This is a genomic window from Roseibium sp., assembly GCF_048261595.1.
Classification (GTDB): Bacteria; Pseudomonadota; Alphaproteobacteria; order Rhizobiales; family Stappiaceae; genus Roseibium.
The window spans coordinates 588,231-603,972 of the sequence record NZ_JBLXFW010000002.1 but is presented as its reverse complement, the minus strand read 5'-3'; the positions used below and the strand labels follow the sequence as shown (position 1 = coordinate 603,972).

General features: G+C 60.1%; 12 protein-coding genes. 4 read left to right on the top strand and 8 right to left on the bottom strand.

Features of this window, described 5'->3' with window-relative positions; all coding sequences use genetic code 11:
• Nucleotides 1-779: 779 nt before the first annotated feature.
• Entirely contained in the window at nucleotides 780-2,414 is a 1,635-nt protein-coding gene (locus ACN0SY_RS10060; protein WP_417686875.1) for a BCCT family transporter, read from the bottom strand.
• A gap of 27 nt (nucleotides 2,415-2,441) precedes the next feature.
• The gene (locus ACN0SY_RS10055; protein WP_417686873.1) at nucleotides 2,442-2,861 is read right to left on the bottom strand and encodes a universal stress protein; all 420 of its coding nucleotides are present in this window, start codon (nucleotides 2,859-2,861) and stop codon (nucleotides 2,442-2,444) included.
• A gap of 239 nt (nucleotides 2,862-3,100) precedes the next feature.
• On the opposite strand from ACN0SY_RS10055, the gene ACN0SY_RS10050 reads away from it, so the two are divergent.
• Nucleotides 3,101-4,138, top strand: coding sequence for a zinc-dependent alcohol dehydrogenase family protein (locus tag ACN0SY_RS10050; protein WP_417686871.1), 1,038 nt, complete (start codon nucleotides 3,101-3,103; stop codon nucleotides 4,136-4,138).
• A 55-nt stretch (nucleotides 4,139-4,193) separates the two neighbouring features.
• Here the strand turns inward: ACN0SY_RS10050 and ACN0SY_RS10045 are convergent, their stop codons facing one another.
• From ACN0SY_RS10045 to ACN0SY_RS10035, 3 genes are all read right to left on the bottom strand, one after another.
• The gene (locus tag ACN0SY_RS10045) at nucleotides 4,194-5,012 is read right to left on the bottom strand and encodes a sugar phosphate isomerase/epimerase family protein (RefSeq protein WP_417686869.1); all 819 of its coding nucleotides are present in this window, start codon (nucleotides 5,010-5,012) and stop codon (nucleotides 4,194-4,196) included.
• 94 nt (nucleotides 5,013-5,106) lie between these two features.
• A complete protein-coding gene (locus ACN0SY_RS10040; protein WP_417686867.1) occupies nucleotides 5,107-6,057 on the bottom strand; it encodes a 2-hydroxyacid dehydrogenase in 951 nt (316 codons plus the stop codon).
• Entirely contained in the window at nucleotides 6,054-6,467 is a 414-nt protein-coding gene (locus ACN0SY_RS10035) for a VOC family protein (protein WP_417686865.1), read from the bottom strand. The genes ACN0SY_RS10040 and ACN0SY_RS10035 overlap by 4 nt, the downstream gene beginning before the upstream one ends.
• A 608-nt stretch (nucleotides 6,468-7,075) precedes the next feature.
• On the opposite strand from ACN0SY_RS10035, the gene ACN0SY_RS10030 reads away from it, so the two are divergent.
• From ACN0SY_RS10030 to ACN0SY_RS10020, 3 genes are all read left to right on the top strand, one after another.
• Nucleotides 7,076-8,071, top strand: a complete 996-nt coding sequence (locus ACN0SY_RS10030; RefSeq protein WP_417686863.1) for an ABC transporter substrate-binding protein — start codon at nucleotides 7,076-7,078, stop codon at nucleotides 8,069-8,071.
• Between the two features lie 85 nt (nucleotides 8,072-8,156).
• Complete coding sequence (locus tag ACN0SY_RS10025; RefSeq protein WP_417686861.1) at nucleotides 8,157-9,041, top strand: ABC transporter permease; 885 nt, start codon at nucleotides 8,157-8,159, stop codon at nucleotides 9,039-9,041.
• Nucleotides 9,034-10,089: a quaternary amine ABC transporter ATP-binding protein gene (locus ACN0SY_RS10020; RefSeq protein WP_417686859.1), complete on the top strand. Its 1,056-nt coding sequence runs from the start codon at nucleotides 9,034-9,036 to the stop codon at nucleotides 10,087-10,089. Before ACN0SY_RS10025 ends, ACN0SY_RS10020 begins: the two co-directional genes overlap by 8 nt.
• Before the next feature lie 87 nt (nucleotides 10,090-10,176).
• Here the strand turns inward: ACN0SY_RS10020 and ACN0SY_RS10015 are convergent, their stop codons facing one another.
• The 3 genes from ACN0SY_RS10015 to ACN0SY_RS10005 form a co-directional block, all read right to left on the bottom strand.
• Nucleotides 10,177-11,511, bottom strand: a complete 1,335-nt coding sequence (locus tag ACN0SY_RS10015; RefSeq protein WP_417686857.1) for an HlyD family type I secretion periplasmic adaptor subunit — start codon at nucleotides 11,509-11,511, stop codon at nucleotides 10,177-10,179.
• Between the two features lie 90 nt (nucleotides 11,512-11,601).
• A complete protein-coding gene (locus ACN0SY_RS10010; RefSeq protein ID WP_417686855.1) occupies nucleotides 11,602-13,791 on the bottom strand; it encodes a peptidase domain-containing ABC transporter in 2,190 nt (729 codons plus the stop codon).
• Between the two features lie 9 nt (nucleotides 13,792-13,800).
• Nucleotides 13,801-15,642 carry a peptidase domain-containing ABC transporter gene (locus ACN0SY_RS10005; RefSeq protein ID WP_417686853.1) on the bottom strand — a complete coding sequence of 614 codons (1,842 nt, stop codon included), beginning with the start codon at nucleotides 15,640-15,642 and terminating at the stop codon, nucleotides 13,801-13,803.
• Between the last annotated feature and the right edge of the window lie 100 nt (nucleotides 15,643-15,742).

The window sequence follows — 15,742 nt, the reverse complement described above, 5'->3', positions numbered from 1 at the left end:
CACCCCTCCGACCTGACTTACACTTGGTGCTGTTCTCGCCGTCACGGGGCCCTGAGTGGACCGACCGTTCGGGGCGGCGGGAGCCGGAGGTCAGGAGCGCCTATGCGGGATAACGGACCGGTAGCGTGCTCCGGCGGATCGCTCAAGCCGAAGGCGCCACGGGTGACAGACGTGGGACAGCCCGGTCAGAGAGGCGACGGGTCGGGGAGAATTGACAGCCCTCCTCGCAGTCCGCAGTGGCACGCGGATGGAAACCTTAGCGCTCGGCGAGATGCCTGGGACAGGCCTTCGGGCAGGCGCGACGCCTTGCCAATTACCCAACCAACCCAATTCGCCCGGCAAGTCCGGCGCGCCTGCCATCCCGTGGCTTTTCCCACGGACCACATGCGGAAAACGCCGGAGGCAAGCCTCGCGGCGCTATACGTGCTGGCGTCACGTCATCAGCCCCTTGTCTGGAACGAGATCCGGAAGAAACGAGGTTGATGACAAACCTCTCCGGCCTGCCTTCCCGGACGCAGCGAATCGAATATCCGGGATCGGTACTCCTCTCAATGCATTGAAAAAGCATCTATAAATGGGGCCCCGGCACAAGGCCGGGACGGCGAACGCAGACAGAGGGGCGAGACCGTGGAGCGAAAGCAAAAGCGGCGCAAAGCGGAGAGGCTCATACCCCCGTCTGTCTCCTGACGGTGCAACCCCCGCCGTGTGCGGGGATCCATTCATTGCCTAAGCATTGGCGCCGGGTCGCCTTGAATCACCGTGCTTTTCCGGCCCTTCCGTCATCGGGGCTCGTCGGCGAGCCCCTTGTAGGTGGCGTAGCATGCCAGAAGCAGGACCACGGCGAATGGGAAGCCCGTCGATACCGCCATGGCCTGCAGGGCGCCAAGTCCGCCGCCGAGAAGCAGGGCAATAGCCACCAGCCCTTCGAAGGTGCACCAGAACACCCGTTGAGGCATGGGCGCATCCACCTTGCCTCCGGCGGTGATCGTGTCGATGACCAGCGAGCCGGAATCCGACGACGTGACGAAGAAGACGATCACCAGCACGATGCCGAGGAACGACGTGATCGCGCTCAGCGGCATTTCCGAAAGCATCATGAACAGCTTGAGCTCAAGCGGGGCATCGGCGACGGCTGTTACACCGTCCTGAACGATCTGGTTGATTGCCGTGCCGCCGAAGGCAGACATCCAGACAACGCAGACCAGCGAGGGGATCAATAGAACGCAAATCACGAACTCGCGGACCGAACGGCCCCGGCTGACCCGGGCTATGAACATGCCGACGAAAGGAGACCAGGAGATCCACCAGGCCCAGTAGAAGCTGGTCCAGCCCTGCGAAAAGTTCACGTCTTCGCGGCCGACCGGATTGGAGAGTGCCGGAAGATAGCGCACATATGCGACCAGATAGTCGGCGAAACCGGAGAAAATAGCCGCCGTTGGCCCGACGAAAATGACGAAAAGCAGCAGCAAGGCCGCAAGGCCCATGTTGATCTCGCTGAGCAGTTTCACGCCGCCGTCGAGGCCGCGGTAGACCGAGATGAGCGCGACTGCGGTAATGGCAGAGATAAGCACGACACGGGAGATGTCGTTGTTCGGGATACCGAACAGGAATTCAAGTCCGGCGTTGGCCTGTTCCGCGCCAAAGCCCAGAGACGTGGCCAGTCCGAACAAGGTGGCAAAAACCGCGAGCGTGTCGATGATATGTCCCGGCCAGCCCCAGATACGCTCTCCGAAAATCGGGTAAAAGACAGACCGCATCGTGAGCGGCAGACCCTTGTTGTAGGAAAACAGCGCCAATGCCAGGGCAACCACTGCATAGATCGCCCAGGGGTGGAGACCCCAGTGGAAGATGGTTGCGGCCATGCCCAGCTCTGCTGCGGCCTGAGGATTGTCCAGCGCTGCCCCCAGCGGCGCCCAGTCTGTCCGCAAGCCGTTTTCCGCAGCTGTTCCTCCGAGCGAGGAATTGAAGTGGGAGATCGGCTCGCTGACGCCGAAGAACATGAGGCCGATGCCCATTCCGGCCGCGAAAAGCATCGCGAACCAGCCGGCATAGCTGTAGTCGGGTGTGGCATCCTTGCCGCCGATACGGACCTTGCCGAGCGGGGTGACGATCAATACCAGACAGAAAATCACGAAAACATTGGCGCTGGCGAGGAAGAACCAGTCCAGGGAAGCGGTCAGCCATCCGCGAAGGCCGCTGAAGATGGTGCCGGCCTGTTCCTGTAGTGCCAATGTCAGGAAAACGAATCCGACGATCGAGAGGCCGGAAATGAGAAAAACCGGATTGTGAATGTCAAAGCCAAACGGCCCCAGACTGGATTCGATATTGTCCTGGCCGATTTCATAATCGGTCTCGATGATGGCGGTTGCCCCTTCCGGCTCGGGAATGCCTTGGGTGTCGCTGTTCGTGGTCATGAGAAGTCTCCTCGGAAACCGGAAAGGTCAGGCAGATCTGATCAGGAAGACCGAGATGTCGGCATGGTCAGCAATCCAGCCGCCGTTCGACTGCCAGAAACGTGAAGCCAGATTTGGCACATGGGTCGCCATGATCACGACATCCGCCTGTTCTGCGCGAATGGCTTCCAGCAGCTTGTTATCCAGATCGGCCGTAGGATCATGACTGATGATCACGTGGGTTTCGGTCTCAACGCCATGGCCTGCCGTATCCTGTTCGGCGAGCTGTCTTAGCCTGGCCTCGAACTCTTCAGGCGTGTGAGCATCGGAATCCGGCAGATTTGTCGTCACTGCAGCGTAAAGCAAGGTAGCGTTGTAGTGCTTTGCAAGATCCAGAGCCACCTGGCGCGCTTTTTTCAACTTGTCCGCATGGTGCAAGTCGATTGGCAGGAATATTTTGTGAAACACACCCCACTCCCTTTGTTGCACGTTTCTTTAAGTATGAAGAAAATCAAGTCGTTTGATGATTCCCGTTTGTATTGACGGCTAGGGTAACCATAGATTTATTTCTGCTCTGCCTGCAACCGCTGCACAATTTTCACTTCCGAACACCTGTGCCGCATAGGTGGCTTGTCGGGCTGGAACAAATCGGCTCAAGTCTTGTGAACGGCTGGCCTTCGAGTGGCCTGCAATCGGGAGGAAACAAGATGCGTGCTGCGGTGATACGCGAGTTCAACAAGGACCTTTCCATAGAGACGGTTCCGGATCCGGAGTGCCCGGACACGGGCGTCGTGCTCAAGGTGGATGCTTGTGGTGTCTGCAGGTCCGACCACCACGGCTGGTCCGGCGAGCATCCGCGCGTCAAGCCCGGGGCCATCCTTGGGCACGAATACTGCGGAACGGTCGTCGAGACCGGGCGGCTGGCGAAATACAAGGTTGGCGACAAGCTGATCGCGCCCTTCATCCTGGCCTGCGGCAGCTGCCAGGCCTGCAAGTCCGGGGTCTCCAATACATGTCCGGACCAGGTTGCGCCCGGCTTCACCATGCCTGGTGCCTACGCCGAGTATGTCGCCGTTCCCTTCGATCACAATCTGGTGCCACTGCCAGAGAGCCTGTCCCCCGGTCTCGCGGCCGGTCTCGGTTGCCGGGTGACCACGTCCTGGCACGCATTGACCGACCGGGCCGATCTGCGCGCTGGTGAATGGGTCGCGATCCATGGAACAGGAGGCATCGGGCTTTCGGCTGCGCTTCTCGCCAAGGCCATGGGTGCACAGGTTGTCGTGGTCGATATCGTGCAGGAGAAGCTGGACCATGCGCTCTCGCTCGGCGTTGATGCGGCGATCAACGGTGCCGACGGCAAGGCGGCGGAAAAGATCATCGAGCTGACCCGGGGCGGCGCAAATGTTTCGGTCGAGGCGCTCGGTGTTCCCGTCACCACCAATGCGTCGCTGGAATGCCTTGCGCCGCTCGGCCGTCATATCCAGGTCGGCATGCCGGTCGGCAAGACGGCGCGCATGGAGATCAACATGAACGCGGTCTACATGAAGAACCTCGCCCTCTACGGATCGCGGGGCATGCCGTCGTGGAAGTATGCCTCGCTGCTGGACATGATCGAGCGTGGCAAGGTGGACCTGACGCCCCTGGTATCGCGCGAGATCGGCCTGTCGGGCGCCAGCGCGGAGCTGCATGCCATGAACGGCCCGACCGCGCCGGGAACTGCTGTGATCACCGACTTCCAGGGCTGATCGCGATGTACCGCGGGCGGGTTTGTGACACTCCCGCCGGCAGCAATGCTGCGCCCTACTGCGCCAGCCCGAGGCGCCGCAAGTGGGCAATGGAGTCCGGAATCTGGTCGTGATCGTTGAGTTCGATGATCAGGCGCGGATTGCTGGTGAGGTTGCCAAGGGCCTCGAAGACTGCGTGCCAGTTGACCGTGCCGCGGCCAAGTGCCCAGTGGCGATCCGCATAGCCGTCCGCATCCTGCAGATGGACATGGGCCAGACGGTTGCCCGCGGACTTGACGAAATAGTCGACCGGAGGAGCGCCTGTCGAGCCATGGGCATAGTGAGCGTGGCCCGTGTCGATGGAGACGGCCACGGCTGACGAATTGAAGCTGTTCGCAAGCGCAAGACGGTCCGCGGGGGTCTTGTCCTGGATGTTCTCGATCACCAGGGTGCAGCCGATGTCCTCCGCGCGCCTGACGGCTTCGGCCATGGTCAGATGGCAAAGCTCGATCTTCTGCTCGAAGCCATTGTCGTAGATGTCGAGATTGTTGGCATCCCACGTCGTAAAGGGGCTGTGCACCACCATGTGGGTGCCGCCAAGTGCCTCGCAGACCGCAAGCCCCTGCAGCAGGCGCTTCTTCACGACCTGCCGGACATCCGGATCCATCGTATCCACGGAGAAGCCCCAGAACGGGCCGTGGATGCCGACACGGCCTTCGTGGCCATCCAGCAAGGTCTTGGCCTGTTCGACGGCGTCCTCCCAACCCGACGACAGAAGGTCGGGGTAGATGAAATCCTGGATCTCGATGTCGCGCGGTTTTTCGAGGAAAAGGCTGCGGTGGCGTTGCAGCGCTTTCAGGGAAACTGCCGCGCCGAGCACGGGAAGGTCTGTCATGGGGTCTGCCTGATCGTTCGAAACCGCCGGGAACTCCGGCGATGCCGTTCATAATCAGACTGCGTGACAAGGCCGCAACAGCGACCGTCCCAAATCAATATCCGCGGGTCCGGTCGACTGCTTGCGGAATGGTGCCCTTGTCGAAGTAGGTGCGCAGGTTGTCGGCGACGATCCTCGATGCCGTCGAATGTATCGTCGGTGCCGAGATGTGCGGCAGGACCGTCACCGACGGATGATCCCAGTAGCGGTGATCATCGGATAGAGGTTCGGCGGCAAAGACGTCCAGCACGGCATGGGCAATTCGCCCTTCGTCCAGCGCGCCGAGCAGGGCGTCGTCATCGATGATCGGGCCGCGGGCGAAGTTGATGACCTGTGCGCCGTGCGGCATCCACGACAGCCTTCGGGTGTCGATGAGATCACGGGTATCTTCGGTCAGCGGCATCAGGAGGACGGCGATGTCGGCGCGGGAGAGGACGGACTTGAGGCCGTCTTCGCCGCACCGGGTCTCAACGCCGGCGATGTCCTTTGAGCTGCGGCTCCAGCCGATGACATTGAAGCCATTTGCCTTTAATCGCAGCGCTGCCGCCTGTCCCAGGTTGCCAAGGCCAAGAACGGCAATGATCCGCTCCGATGGCAGTTTCAGCGTGTGTTCCTGCCATTTGCGTTCCGCTTGCTGGCGGGCATAGCGGGGCATGTCGCGGTGAAGGTACAGCGTCCAGGCCAGCACGGCTTCCGACATGGTCTCCGCCATCTGCGGGTCGACCAGACGGACGATCTTCGGTCCGTTCGCGGGAAGCTCTGCGACCATGCGTTCAACGCCGGCCCAGAGGCTTTGCACCCATTTCAGTGCGGGGAGGGAGGCAAGGTCGGCAGGGTCCGGGTTGGCGACAATGGCGACCTCGACCGCGGCGCTCTCCTCGCGGGACAGATCAGGCAAAAGCCGAACGGTCGTCTCGGGTCCAAGTGCTGAATTCAGGCTGTCGATCCAGGACGACAGCTCGTCCTCCGGTCCACGGGCGACGAGCGGGAGAACCCTGACACTCATCTTGCGAAGATGCCGGAGGTGTCGGCGAACCCCTTGACCTCGATCGGATTGCCCGACGGATCGCGGAAGAACATGGTGCTCTGTTCGCCCGGCTCTCCCTTGAAGCGGATGGTCGGCTTCATGACGAAGTCGAGATCCGCCGCCGTAAGCCTGTCGGCGAGTGCCTTCCAGGTTTCCATGTCGAGGACAACGCCCAGATGGGGCATCGGGACCATGTGGTCACCAACCTTGCCTGTGTTCGTTGTCATGAAGGGTTCGCCGAGATGCAGTGAAATCTGGTGGCCGAAGAAATCGAAGTCGACCCAGGTCTCGGTGCTGCGCCCTTCCTTGCAGCCAAGCAGTCCGCCGTAGAAGGCGCGTGCCTCATCGAGATCGGTGACGTGATAGGCGAGGTGAAAACAGGAATGCATGGAAACTCGTTCGCGTTCGGGAACAGATGCAGGCTTGCTGCATTGGACAGGTGTCCGTTCGGTGGGCCGAAACCATTTCTAGCATCTCGAATCGGCTTCGTCAGGTCCTCTGAGTGCCTTCTTGCACGGCCGGAAAATTCTGTCGTCATTGCTGGTGCTTGTGTCGTTTGCAGGACAGCTAAATGGTTAAGAGGCTGTTAAGTTTTGAACTGGAAGCTGGCTGGTTCTTTTCGAAGCTGTCGTTTGTATGGGGAAATCTTTCCGATTAATGCTTGGTTTAATGAAAGTCGCCGAGCGCGGTTGTTTCTCGGGGCTCATAGTGTAATGTTGTCACCGAACAGATCCCGTCTTCGGACTGAAAATAATTCCTGTTCCGGCGCGTTTCATGATGCGGTCGTGCAGGGATTAGTTCTGGCAAAAAGTGGAATAATGCGTTTCAAAATCGCGACAACTGAATACCGAAGACAGTTCGTTGTGGTCGGGGAAACTAAAGCATTGTTCTCAAGATCTGTGAAACCCGTTTCCTGCGTGAGAAACTACTCGATGTGTGTTTCCGCGCTACCTCTCGGTTCATCCCATTCGTCATTAGAAATCGATGGAGAAATCCTATGAAAAAACTGCTTTTGTCCGCAGCTGTCTCTGCGCTTGCCATGGGGGCATCTTCCGCGATGGCCGCAGAAGATTGCGGCAGCGTCACGATTGCCGAAATGAACTGGGCATCCGCGGGTGCGATCGCACATATCGACAAGATCATTCTCGAGGAAGGCTACGGCTGCGAGGTCTCGCTGGTGACCGGCGACACGATGCCGACCTTTACCTCGATGAATGAAAAGGGCGAGCCGGACATGGCGCCGGAGCTCTGGATCAACGCGGTTCGCGAGCCCCTCGACAAGGCGGTCGCCGAAGGTGAACTGATCATCGGCGGCAACATCCTGAACGAGGGCGGCGTCGAAGGCTGGTGGGTCCCGACCTACATCGCCGACAAGCACAACATCAAGACCGTTGCCGACGCCTTCAAGCATCCGGAGCTTTTCCCGGGCGCGGAAGACAGCAGCAAGGGCGCATTCTTCAACTGCCCGTCGGGCTGGAACTGCCAGATCACGACCGGCAACCTGTTCAAGGCGTTCGGCGGTGAAGAAGCCGGTTTCGAACTTGTTGATTCCGGTTCTGCAGCAGGCCTTGACGGTTCCATCGCACGTGCGTTCGAACGGAGCGAAGGCTGGCTCGGCTACTACTGGGCTCCGACTGCGATCCTGGGCAAGTACGACATGACCCTGCTCGACTTCGAAGTGCCGCACGACAAGGCCGAGTGGGACGGCTGCACCGTGAAGACGGAATGTGCCGAGCCGAAGAAGAACTCCTGGGTCGCATCGGAAGTCTACACGGTCGTAACCAAGGAATTCGCCGAAAAGGCCGGTGTTGCCATGGACTACGTCAAGGGCCGCAGCTGGGACAACCGCACCGCGGGTAAAGTCCTTGCCTGGATGACGGACAACCAGGCGACCAACGAAGACGGTGCCTACTACTTCCTGGAAAACCACGAAGATGTCTGGACCAAGTGGGTGTCGCCTGAAGTGGCGGAAAAGATCAAGGCTGCGCTCTAAGGCCTGACCTGTTTGATGGACAAGACTGGAGCCCGCGAAAATCGCGGGCTTCTTCACTAAGACTCCTGGAAAACGGGGCATCACTATGGACTGGACAGAATTTCCGTCTCTGGGGCGCAGGGATCTACGCGACCTCAGACTTGCCGTCGACGGCAGCTTCAAGGACTTCACCCGCGCTTACGGCGAGACGCTGGAAAGCTTTTTCGAGCCACTGAAAATATTCCTGGTGGCCTTGGAAGATCTTCTCATCTCCTCGCCGTGGCCGCTCGTTCTTGCGGTTCTCATCGGCATCGTCTTCCTGATGAGCCGCAGCGTGAAGATCTCGATCGGGTCGTTGATCGCGCTGTTGTTGATCGGCTACTTCGGCATGTGGGAGGACACAATGCGCACCATTGCGATGGTGGCCGTGTGTACCCTCGTCGCCATCGTGTTCGGCATTCCGATCGGCATCATCATGGCGCGCTCTGACAGGGTGCAAGCCTTCGTCAATCCGATCCTCGACCTGATGCAGACGATGCCAAGTTTCGTCTATCTGATCCCGGTCGTGATGATCTTCGGCCTCGGCAAGGTGCCGGGCGTGATTGCGGTGGTGATCTATGCCATTCCGCCGATGATCCGCCTGACCAATCTCGGCATCCGCCTTGTCCGCCCGGACGTTCTGGAGGCTGCCGATGCCTTTGGCTCATCGTCGTGGCAGAAGCTGGTCAATGTGCAGCTGCCACTCGCGCTGCCGACCATCATGGCCGGCATCAACCAGTGCATCATGATGTCTTTGGCCATGGTCGTCGTCGCCTCGATGATCGGCGTCAAGGGACTGGGGCAACCGGTTCTCCAGGCGATCAACAACCAGTATTTCACCATGGGCGTGATGAACGGCCTCGCCATCGTGGCGATCGCCATCATCTTCGACCGCGCCACCCAGGCCTACGGCAAGCGCCTGCAGAAACATTCGGAGGTGGTTCATGGCTGATACGTCCACCGAAACACCGGCCGAGCCGATCGGTATTGAAATCCGCAACCTCTACAAGATCTTCGGTCCCGACGCCCTGTCGATGGTCGATAAGGTCAAGGCGGGCATGTCCAAGGCCGAGCTGAACGAGAAGCACAACCACGTTCTCGGGCTCAACGACATCAACATCTCCATGCCGGGCGGCAAGATCCAGGTGGTCATGGGGCTGTCGGGATCGGGCAAGTCGACGCTCATCCGTCATATCAACCGGCTGATCGATCCGACCGCCGGCGAGGTCCTTTACGGGGATGTCGACGTCTGCCAGATGACGGCAAAGGAGCTGCGGGATTTCCGCCGCCACAAGACCGCGATGGTGTTCCAGAAGTTCGCGCTTCTGCCGCATCGCACCGTGCTGAAGAACACGGTCTACGGTCTGGAGGTCCAGGGGGTTCCGGCGAAGGAAGCCGCGAAGCGCGCCGAGCGTTGGATCGCCCGCGTCGGTCTCGAGGGCTTCGAGGACAATTATCCCAACCAGCTCTCAGGCGGCATGCAGCAGCGTGTGGGCCTTGCCCGCGCACTGACCAATGATGCCGATATCCTCCTGATGGACGAGGCATTCTCTGCACTCGATCCGCTGATCCGGATGGACATGCAGACGGTTCTGCTCGACCTGCAGGAAGAGCTGCAAAAGACCATCGTCTTCATCACCCATGATCTGGACGAGGCTTTGCGGCTCGGTGACCGTATCGCCATCCTCCGCGACGGCGCCGTGGTCCAGCAGGGCACGGGTCAGGAGATCGTCCTGCGCCCGGCGGATGAATACATCGCCAACTTCGTCAAGGAAGTGAACCGCGGCCGGGTGATCCTGGTCGACACGGTCATGGACAGGGAACGCCGGCTGGAAGGCGGCCTGACGGTGCCGTCAGGCATCCTGCTTGAGGAAGCGGCCCGCAGTTTCGCGGACACCGGCGAGAGCAAGGCAAACGTGGTCGATAGACACGGTGCGCCGATAGGGGTTCTGACCGTTCAGGACACCATCACCGCAATGGTCACGCCAGCCACCCACTAGGACCGGGCTGAGCGTCCATCACGAAATGAAAACCCCGGAGGCCGGCCTCCGGGGTTTTTTGTTTTGCGTCTCAAGTGCCGTTGGCGGTTAGCGCTCGGTGAAGATCGTGTTCATGGCGCGGGTAACCGGGTGCAGGAGGTAGCGCATGATCGACTTCGAACCGGTGACGATCTGCACGTTGACCTGCATGCCCGGGCGTATCGGCCGCTCGTTGGAGCCGACACCGACGGTCCGGCCCGGGAAGCCGATGATCGCCTTGAAATAGTACTCTCCCGACTCATCCTGGTAGCTCGATGCGGACAGGGTTTGCACCTTGCCGGCAACCGTTCCGTGGATGTTCGGGTCGTAGCTGGTGATCGAGATGTCGGCTTCGTGGCCGATCTCGATATGGCCGATATCCTTCGGATCGACGCGGACCTCGGCCACCAGATCGTCGGCGATGGGGACTATCTCGGCAATCAGATCACCGGGATTGACGACCGCGCCGCGCCCTGACTGCCCCACCGACTGGATGTAGCCATCGACAGGTGCCGTCACGAAGAGGCGGTCGCGCCGGTCTTTCAGCTTGAGCGCTTCCTGTTCCAGTTCGGCGCGCTCCTGGGCAATTCGGGAGCGTTCGTCGGCGACGTTACGGTTCACCTCTGCTCCGGCCTTGGAGAGGCTGGCCTGGGCTTCCGTTAGGCTCTCGCGTGCCTGGGCAATATTGCCCGCAACCTGTGCACGGGTCACCAGCATGCGCTGGTATTCGGATTTGGCCTCGAGAAACCGGCGGCGCGACGTGTAGCCCTGCTTGAGGAGGTCGGCCTGGATGTCGAATTTTTCCTTTTCCAGCTCGACCTGCGATTCCTGAAGCGCAAGCTGGGCTTCCAGGCTATCAATCTCGGCGCGCTTTTGTGCGACGCGAGCCGCCAATGCCTGCTGTTCTTCGGCAAGCGCGCGCTTGTTTGCCGTCAGCGCCGCTTGCTGCTGGTTGCTCAATCCGTTGATCGAGGACTGCAGGCGTAGTCCGATCGTTGCAACATCGCTGTATTCCTGGGCGAGCAGGCGCTGTTCTTCGAGGCGCAGGTAGGACAGGCGGCTTTCGATGCGCGCAAGCTCGGCCGTCGTGTCCTCCTTTTCAAGGCGAGCGAGCGGGTCGCCGGCATGAACCAGGTCGCCCTCTTCAACGAGCAGCTCGCGAACGATCCCGCCTTCGAGATGCTCGATGGCCAGGATCTGGCCGGCCGGAACGATTTCACCGACCGTTGCTGCCACTTCACGGATCTCTCCGATGGACGCCCAGATCAGCAACGCTGCGGTCGCGCTGGTCAGGCCGATCAGCAGGCGAGAGTAGAGAGCGGGCGGAACTCCGTCCTCGAGTTCGAGCGGAAGCCCCACGCGACCGTATACCGCCTTTCGAAGAGGATCGATTTCGTCAGTCATGGTGACCGTCCCTGGAAATGCACCGTTCGAAGACTAGGGTACGCTGCGTAAAGAATGGGTAACGTGAAAGGAAAGAGCCTGTTTTCATGGCTATTGCTTCATCACTTCGTCGAGCACTTCCTCGGGAGGCCCGTAGATCGTCACCTGACCCTGCTGCAGGTAGGCCAGGCGGTCGGCCATGCGCATGTGGCTCGGACGATAGGTCGTCATGATGACTGTCGAGCGGCCACGGACCTCGTCGATCTTCTTCATCAGGAGCTTGTCGCCTTCGAAATCGAGGTTGCCGGCGGGATTGTCGAGCAGGTAGATCGGGGCGTCGCGGGTGAATGCGCGGGCCAGCAGGATGCGTTGCTTGACGTTGTCCGGAATACGTTCGAGCAGGGTGCCGCTCAGGCGCGTTTCCAGACCCTCGGGAAGCAGGTCCTTGTACTGGTCGAGACCGAAGTCCTCGAACGTCTGGCGCAGACGTGCCATGTCCGCCTGCGGGTCGGCGATCTGCATGTTCTGGGCGATCGTCCCGTAAAAGAAGTCGTAGTGTTCGGGCGCATATCCGATTGTGTTGCGCCATTCGCCGGGATCGAGCTGGCGGATATCGAGGTCATCGGCGAGGATCGCTCCCATCTGCGGGCGGTACAGGCCGAGTATCGTGCGCATGACGGTGGTCTTGCCCGATCCGCTCGGACCGGTAATCGTCAGGACCTCGCCCTTTTCAACCCGCAGGTTCAGATTGCGCAACGCCGGTTCCTGGCGGCCCGGGTATCGCATGACGAGGGACGACAGGGTCAGGTTGCCCTTGAGCGCGCGGTGAAGGCTGGGAACCGCGCCGGGCTGGCGTTCCAGGTCGATCTTCAGAAGGCTGTTGATGCGCTCGATGGTCTGCTGCGCCTGGCCAAGCTGGGTCAGGCTGAGGAAGGCCTGGTGCATCGGGTTGAGTGAACGCCATGACAGGGCCATCACCGCGATAAGAGCACCCTGGCTCAGGTCCTTGTTCATCACCTGAATTGCTCCCAGGCCAAGGACGGCGATGCCGCACACGGTCATCATCATCTGCGAGACGACCTGCATGATCATCGAGAGTTGCCGGGTTTTCAGGTTCTTCAAGGCGAAGTCGGATGAGATGGTGCGGTACTTCTCCAGCCAGATGGAATCGGCCGAGAGATCCCGGATGGCAGTATGCTTGCCCAGGGTCTCGACCGTGATGTTCTGGAGCCTGGACTTGGCCTCGCCGGTCACGTTGATCGCGCGCTTCATGCGGGGAACCATCGTGAAGGCGGCGATCGTGTAGACAAGCATCAGGGCTGCGGGCAGCAAGGCCAGCTGGCCGCCAAGTATGCCGAGCGCGACGATGAAGATGGCGGAGAACGGCAGGTCGATCAGCGCATTGGCAAGGTTGCCGTGGAAGATGTCCCGCACACCTTCAAACTGACGGAGCCTGGTGATCTGGGCGCCGATAGGCGCTGAAATCGTCATTGCCAGGGGAAGATGCAGGAAGTGCCGGAAGGTTGCGTTGGCCACGACGGAATCGAGCCTGGTGCCGAAATAGGCCTGAAGCCTGGCCTTTGTCGTCTTGACCAGAAGATCCAGTGCCAGGATTACGGAAACGCCGATCAAAAGTGTTACCAGGACATTCGGCGACTTGGCTGCAATGGCCTTGTCGTAAATGTTCATCACGAACAGCGGCAGTCCGAGCGCCATCAGGTTCGACAGCAGTCCGACAACCAGAATGGAGGTCAGCGTGCCACGGAACTGGTGCATGAGCCGCGAGGACCAGTGCATGAACTCGGCGGACCTTGCGCCGATCCCGCCTTCTTCCTGATTGATCAGGAAAAGGTCACCGTCGCGCTGGGCGGTTTGAGGCAGGGAGACTTCTTCCTTGCGGCTGCCGCTGTAGGCCAGGATCTTGCCCGTCTGAGTCCGGCCCAGGCAGACATAGACATCGTCGGCGAGGGACAGGATGCAGGGGAAGTTTTCCGCAGTCAGATCCTTAAGTTTCTTCGCGGACTGTGTCGTCCTGTAGTTCAGCCGTGTCAGAACCGCGCGCAGTTCGTAGATGCCTCCGATACCTTCAAGATGCGGCAGGGCTTCGAACAGATGGCGCTCGAGACCGTCCCAGGCGAGGGCCTTCAGCAGCGGGATCAGGCAGTTCTCCGCAGGTGACGCATTCTTTCGGTTACCGCCCGACTGGATATGCAGGCGGCGTTGCAGGTCCGTTGTCTTCTGACCTTGATTGCCGGCGGGGGAGGCGAAGCCGGTCGTCGAGAGGTTTTCCGCGATAGCCATGACCGTTCCTCAGCTCGCCTCTCTAGGTTGTCTTGCAGGTTCGAACAAGGCATCGGCGAATGCTTGTACGTCTTTTTGCTCTGCTGCCACGGCATCCTTGGCAACCGCTGCGGGGGGCGCTGCAGGGGCTGTCCGGGCGGCGGCGACATCCTCGGGTGCGCCGGACACGAGCTTGCCGTCCTCGATTGTCAATTGCCGATCGGCGATGGCTCTGAAGGAGGGACGGTGACTGACGATAATGATCGTGAGCTGTCCCTTGATCCGCTCGAGCGCCTTGATGAGGGCAGTTTCACTCGGCATGTCCAGCACGCCGTTTGCGTCGTTGAGCAACAGCAGCTTTGGTTCTCCGGCCAATGCACGGGCAATCGCGATGCGCTGGATGAACGACCCGGTCAGATTTTCATCGATCCCGCCGCCGAGCATTGTGTCGTAGCCGAGCGGAAGCAGGTGAATGTCTTTCTCCAGGCCGATCAGATCGGCGGCCATCCGTGCCTTGCGAGGATCGGCCTTCGACCCGAATATCGTCAGGTTCTGAAGGATCGTGCCGCTGAAGACCTGGGCATCGTTGTTGACGTAGGCAATGTGCCTGCGCAGGCTGCGCTGACTGGTGCCGAACAGATCCTGCCCGTCGACCGTTATCGTCCCTGCGGTCGGCGCAATATCGCCGCTCAGGAGCCGCATGAGTGTCGAACGGCCCCCGGCATCCGCACCGTCAAAGGCGATGCATTCCCCCGCGTCGATCTTGAGCGAGATACCACGCAGCGGGACAATGGCGCCGGACGCGTGTTGATAGGCGACGTCTGTCAGCTCGATCTCGCCGCGCACCTCCATGTACTCGTCGATCTTCAGATCCAGTGCAGGGACTTCGAAGAGCTGGCTTGCTTCCTTGAAATCGTGGCTGATGCGCTGCATGTCGGTCCACTGTGTGATACCGCGCAAGAGTGGCTGTACGACCTGGCCGGCGAGCAAGGTACATGCTGCGACCGCGCCGACGCTGATGTGACCGTTGAAGGTGAGCACAGCGCCAACGGCCACGACGCAAATGGTCGTCAGGCTCGTGAAGAAACCAGACGTGTTGCGCCCCTGGTTGGACAGCTCGATATAATCGTATCCCAGTTCCGCCGTCTGCCGCTGCAGACGCTCGAACCGGCGCATGATCTGGGGCTCCAGCGCCAGGGACTTGATGGTGCTCAATCCGGACAGGACTTCAATGATGAAATCGTATTTGCGTTGATCCTGCACCGCGCGCTTGCCGATCAACTCGTTGAGCTTATCATTGAGACGGGAGGTGCGCAGGGTGAAGAGGGCGAGGAGTACGATGGGTACGAAGCCCACCGGTCCGCCGATGATGAAAAGGACGGCGAGGAACAGAAGGCTGGCCGGCAGGTCGATCACCAGCAGGCGCGCTGTGCTGCCGTATTGGTCGCTCAGCGACTGAAGCGAGCGCAGGCTGTCGAGTTGTTGCGACATCGGAACGGCCGATTTCGCATCCGACCGGGAGTAAAGGATACGCCGGATCGCTTCCAGGTGTGCCTTGTGGCTGAAAGAGGCGGCGAGCCAGCCCACCGTGAAAGAGCGGATGATCTTAAGGACTGCGTCGAGAAGCAGGACAATCACAAGGCCCAGGATCAGAACCAGCAAGGTGTCTGTCGACTGGTTCGGCAAGATACGGTCATAGACCTGCAGGATGGTCAAAGGCATTGCCAGGCCAAGGATATTGATCAGCACCGAGGCAACCATGACCGAGCGCGGCAGCGGCGGTGTCTTGATTATTTCGCCGGTTTCCGAGTCCTCTATTCTTAGGTGAGGTAATAGGATGCTGTTCAATGCCTGATTGAAAAAGCGAAACATGTGGCTGTGCCTCCAGAACCAAGAATTATGGCCCTAAACATTGAAAAAGCGTTTACCAATAACTTTGAAAATCGGCCGATACTGTAGATTTTGACAATGT

Excerpts from the sequence above, each read along its gene's own strand:
- ACN0SY_RS10060 (WP_417686875.1), bottom strand. The coding sequence starts at position 2,414 with ATGACCACGAACAGCGACACCCAAGGCATTCCCGAGCCGGAAGGGGCA.
- ACN0SY_RS10050 (WP_417686871.1), top strand. The coding sequence starts at position 3,101 with ATGCGTGCTGCGGTGATACGCGAGTTCAACAAGGACCTTTCCATAGAG.
- ACN0SY_RS10045 (WP_417686869.1), bottom strand. The coding sequence starts at position 5,012 with ATGACAGACCTTCCCGTGCTCGGCGCGGCAGTTTCCCTGAAAGCGCTG.
- ACN0SY_RS10040 (WP_417686867.1), bottom strand. The coding sequence starts at position 6,057 with ATGAGTGTCAGGGTTCTCCCGCTCGTCGCCCGTGGACCGGAGGACGAG.
- ACN0SY_RS10035 (WP_417686865.1), bottom strand. The coding sequence starts at position 6,467 with ATGCATTCCTGTTTTCACCTCGCCTATCACGTCACCGATCTCGATGAG.
- ACN0SY_RS10030 (WP_417686863.1), top strand. The coding sequence starts at position 7,076 with ATGAAAAAACTGCTTTTGTCCGCAGCTGTCTCTGCGCTTGCCATGGGG.
- ACN0SY_RS10025 (WP_417686861.1), top strand. The coding sequence starts at position 8,157 with ATGGACTGGACAGAATTTCCGTCTCTGGGGCGCAGGGATCTACGCGAC.
- ACN0SY_RS10020 (WP_417686859.1), top strand. The coding sequence starts at position 9,034 with ATGGCTGATACGTCCACCGAAACACCGGCCGAGCCGATCGGTATTGAA.
- ACN0SY_RS10015 (WP_417686857.1), bottom strand. The coding sequence starts at position 11,511 with ATGACTGACGAAATCGATCCTCTTCGAAAGGCGGTATACGGTCGCGTG.
- ACN0SY_RS10010 (WP_417686855.1), bottom strand. The coding sequence starts at position 13,791 with ATGGCTATCGCGGAAAACCTCTCGACGACCGGCTTCGCCTCCCCCGCC.
- ACN0SY_RS10005 (WP_417686853.1), bottom strand. The coding sequence starts at position 15,642 with ATGTTTCGCTTTTTCAATCAGGCATTGAACAGCATCCTATTACCTCAC.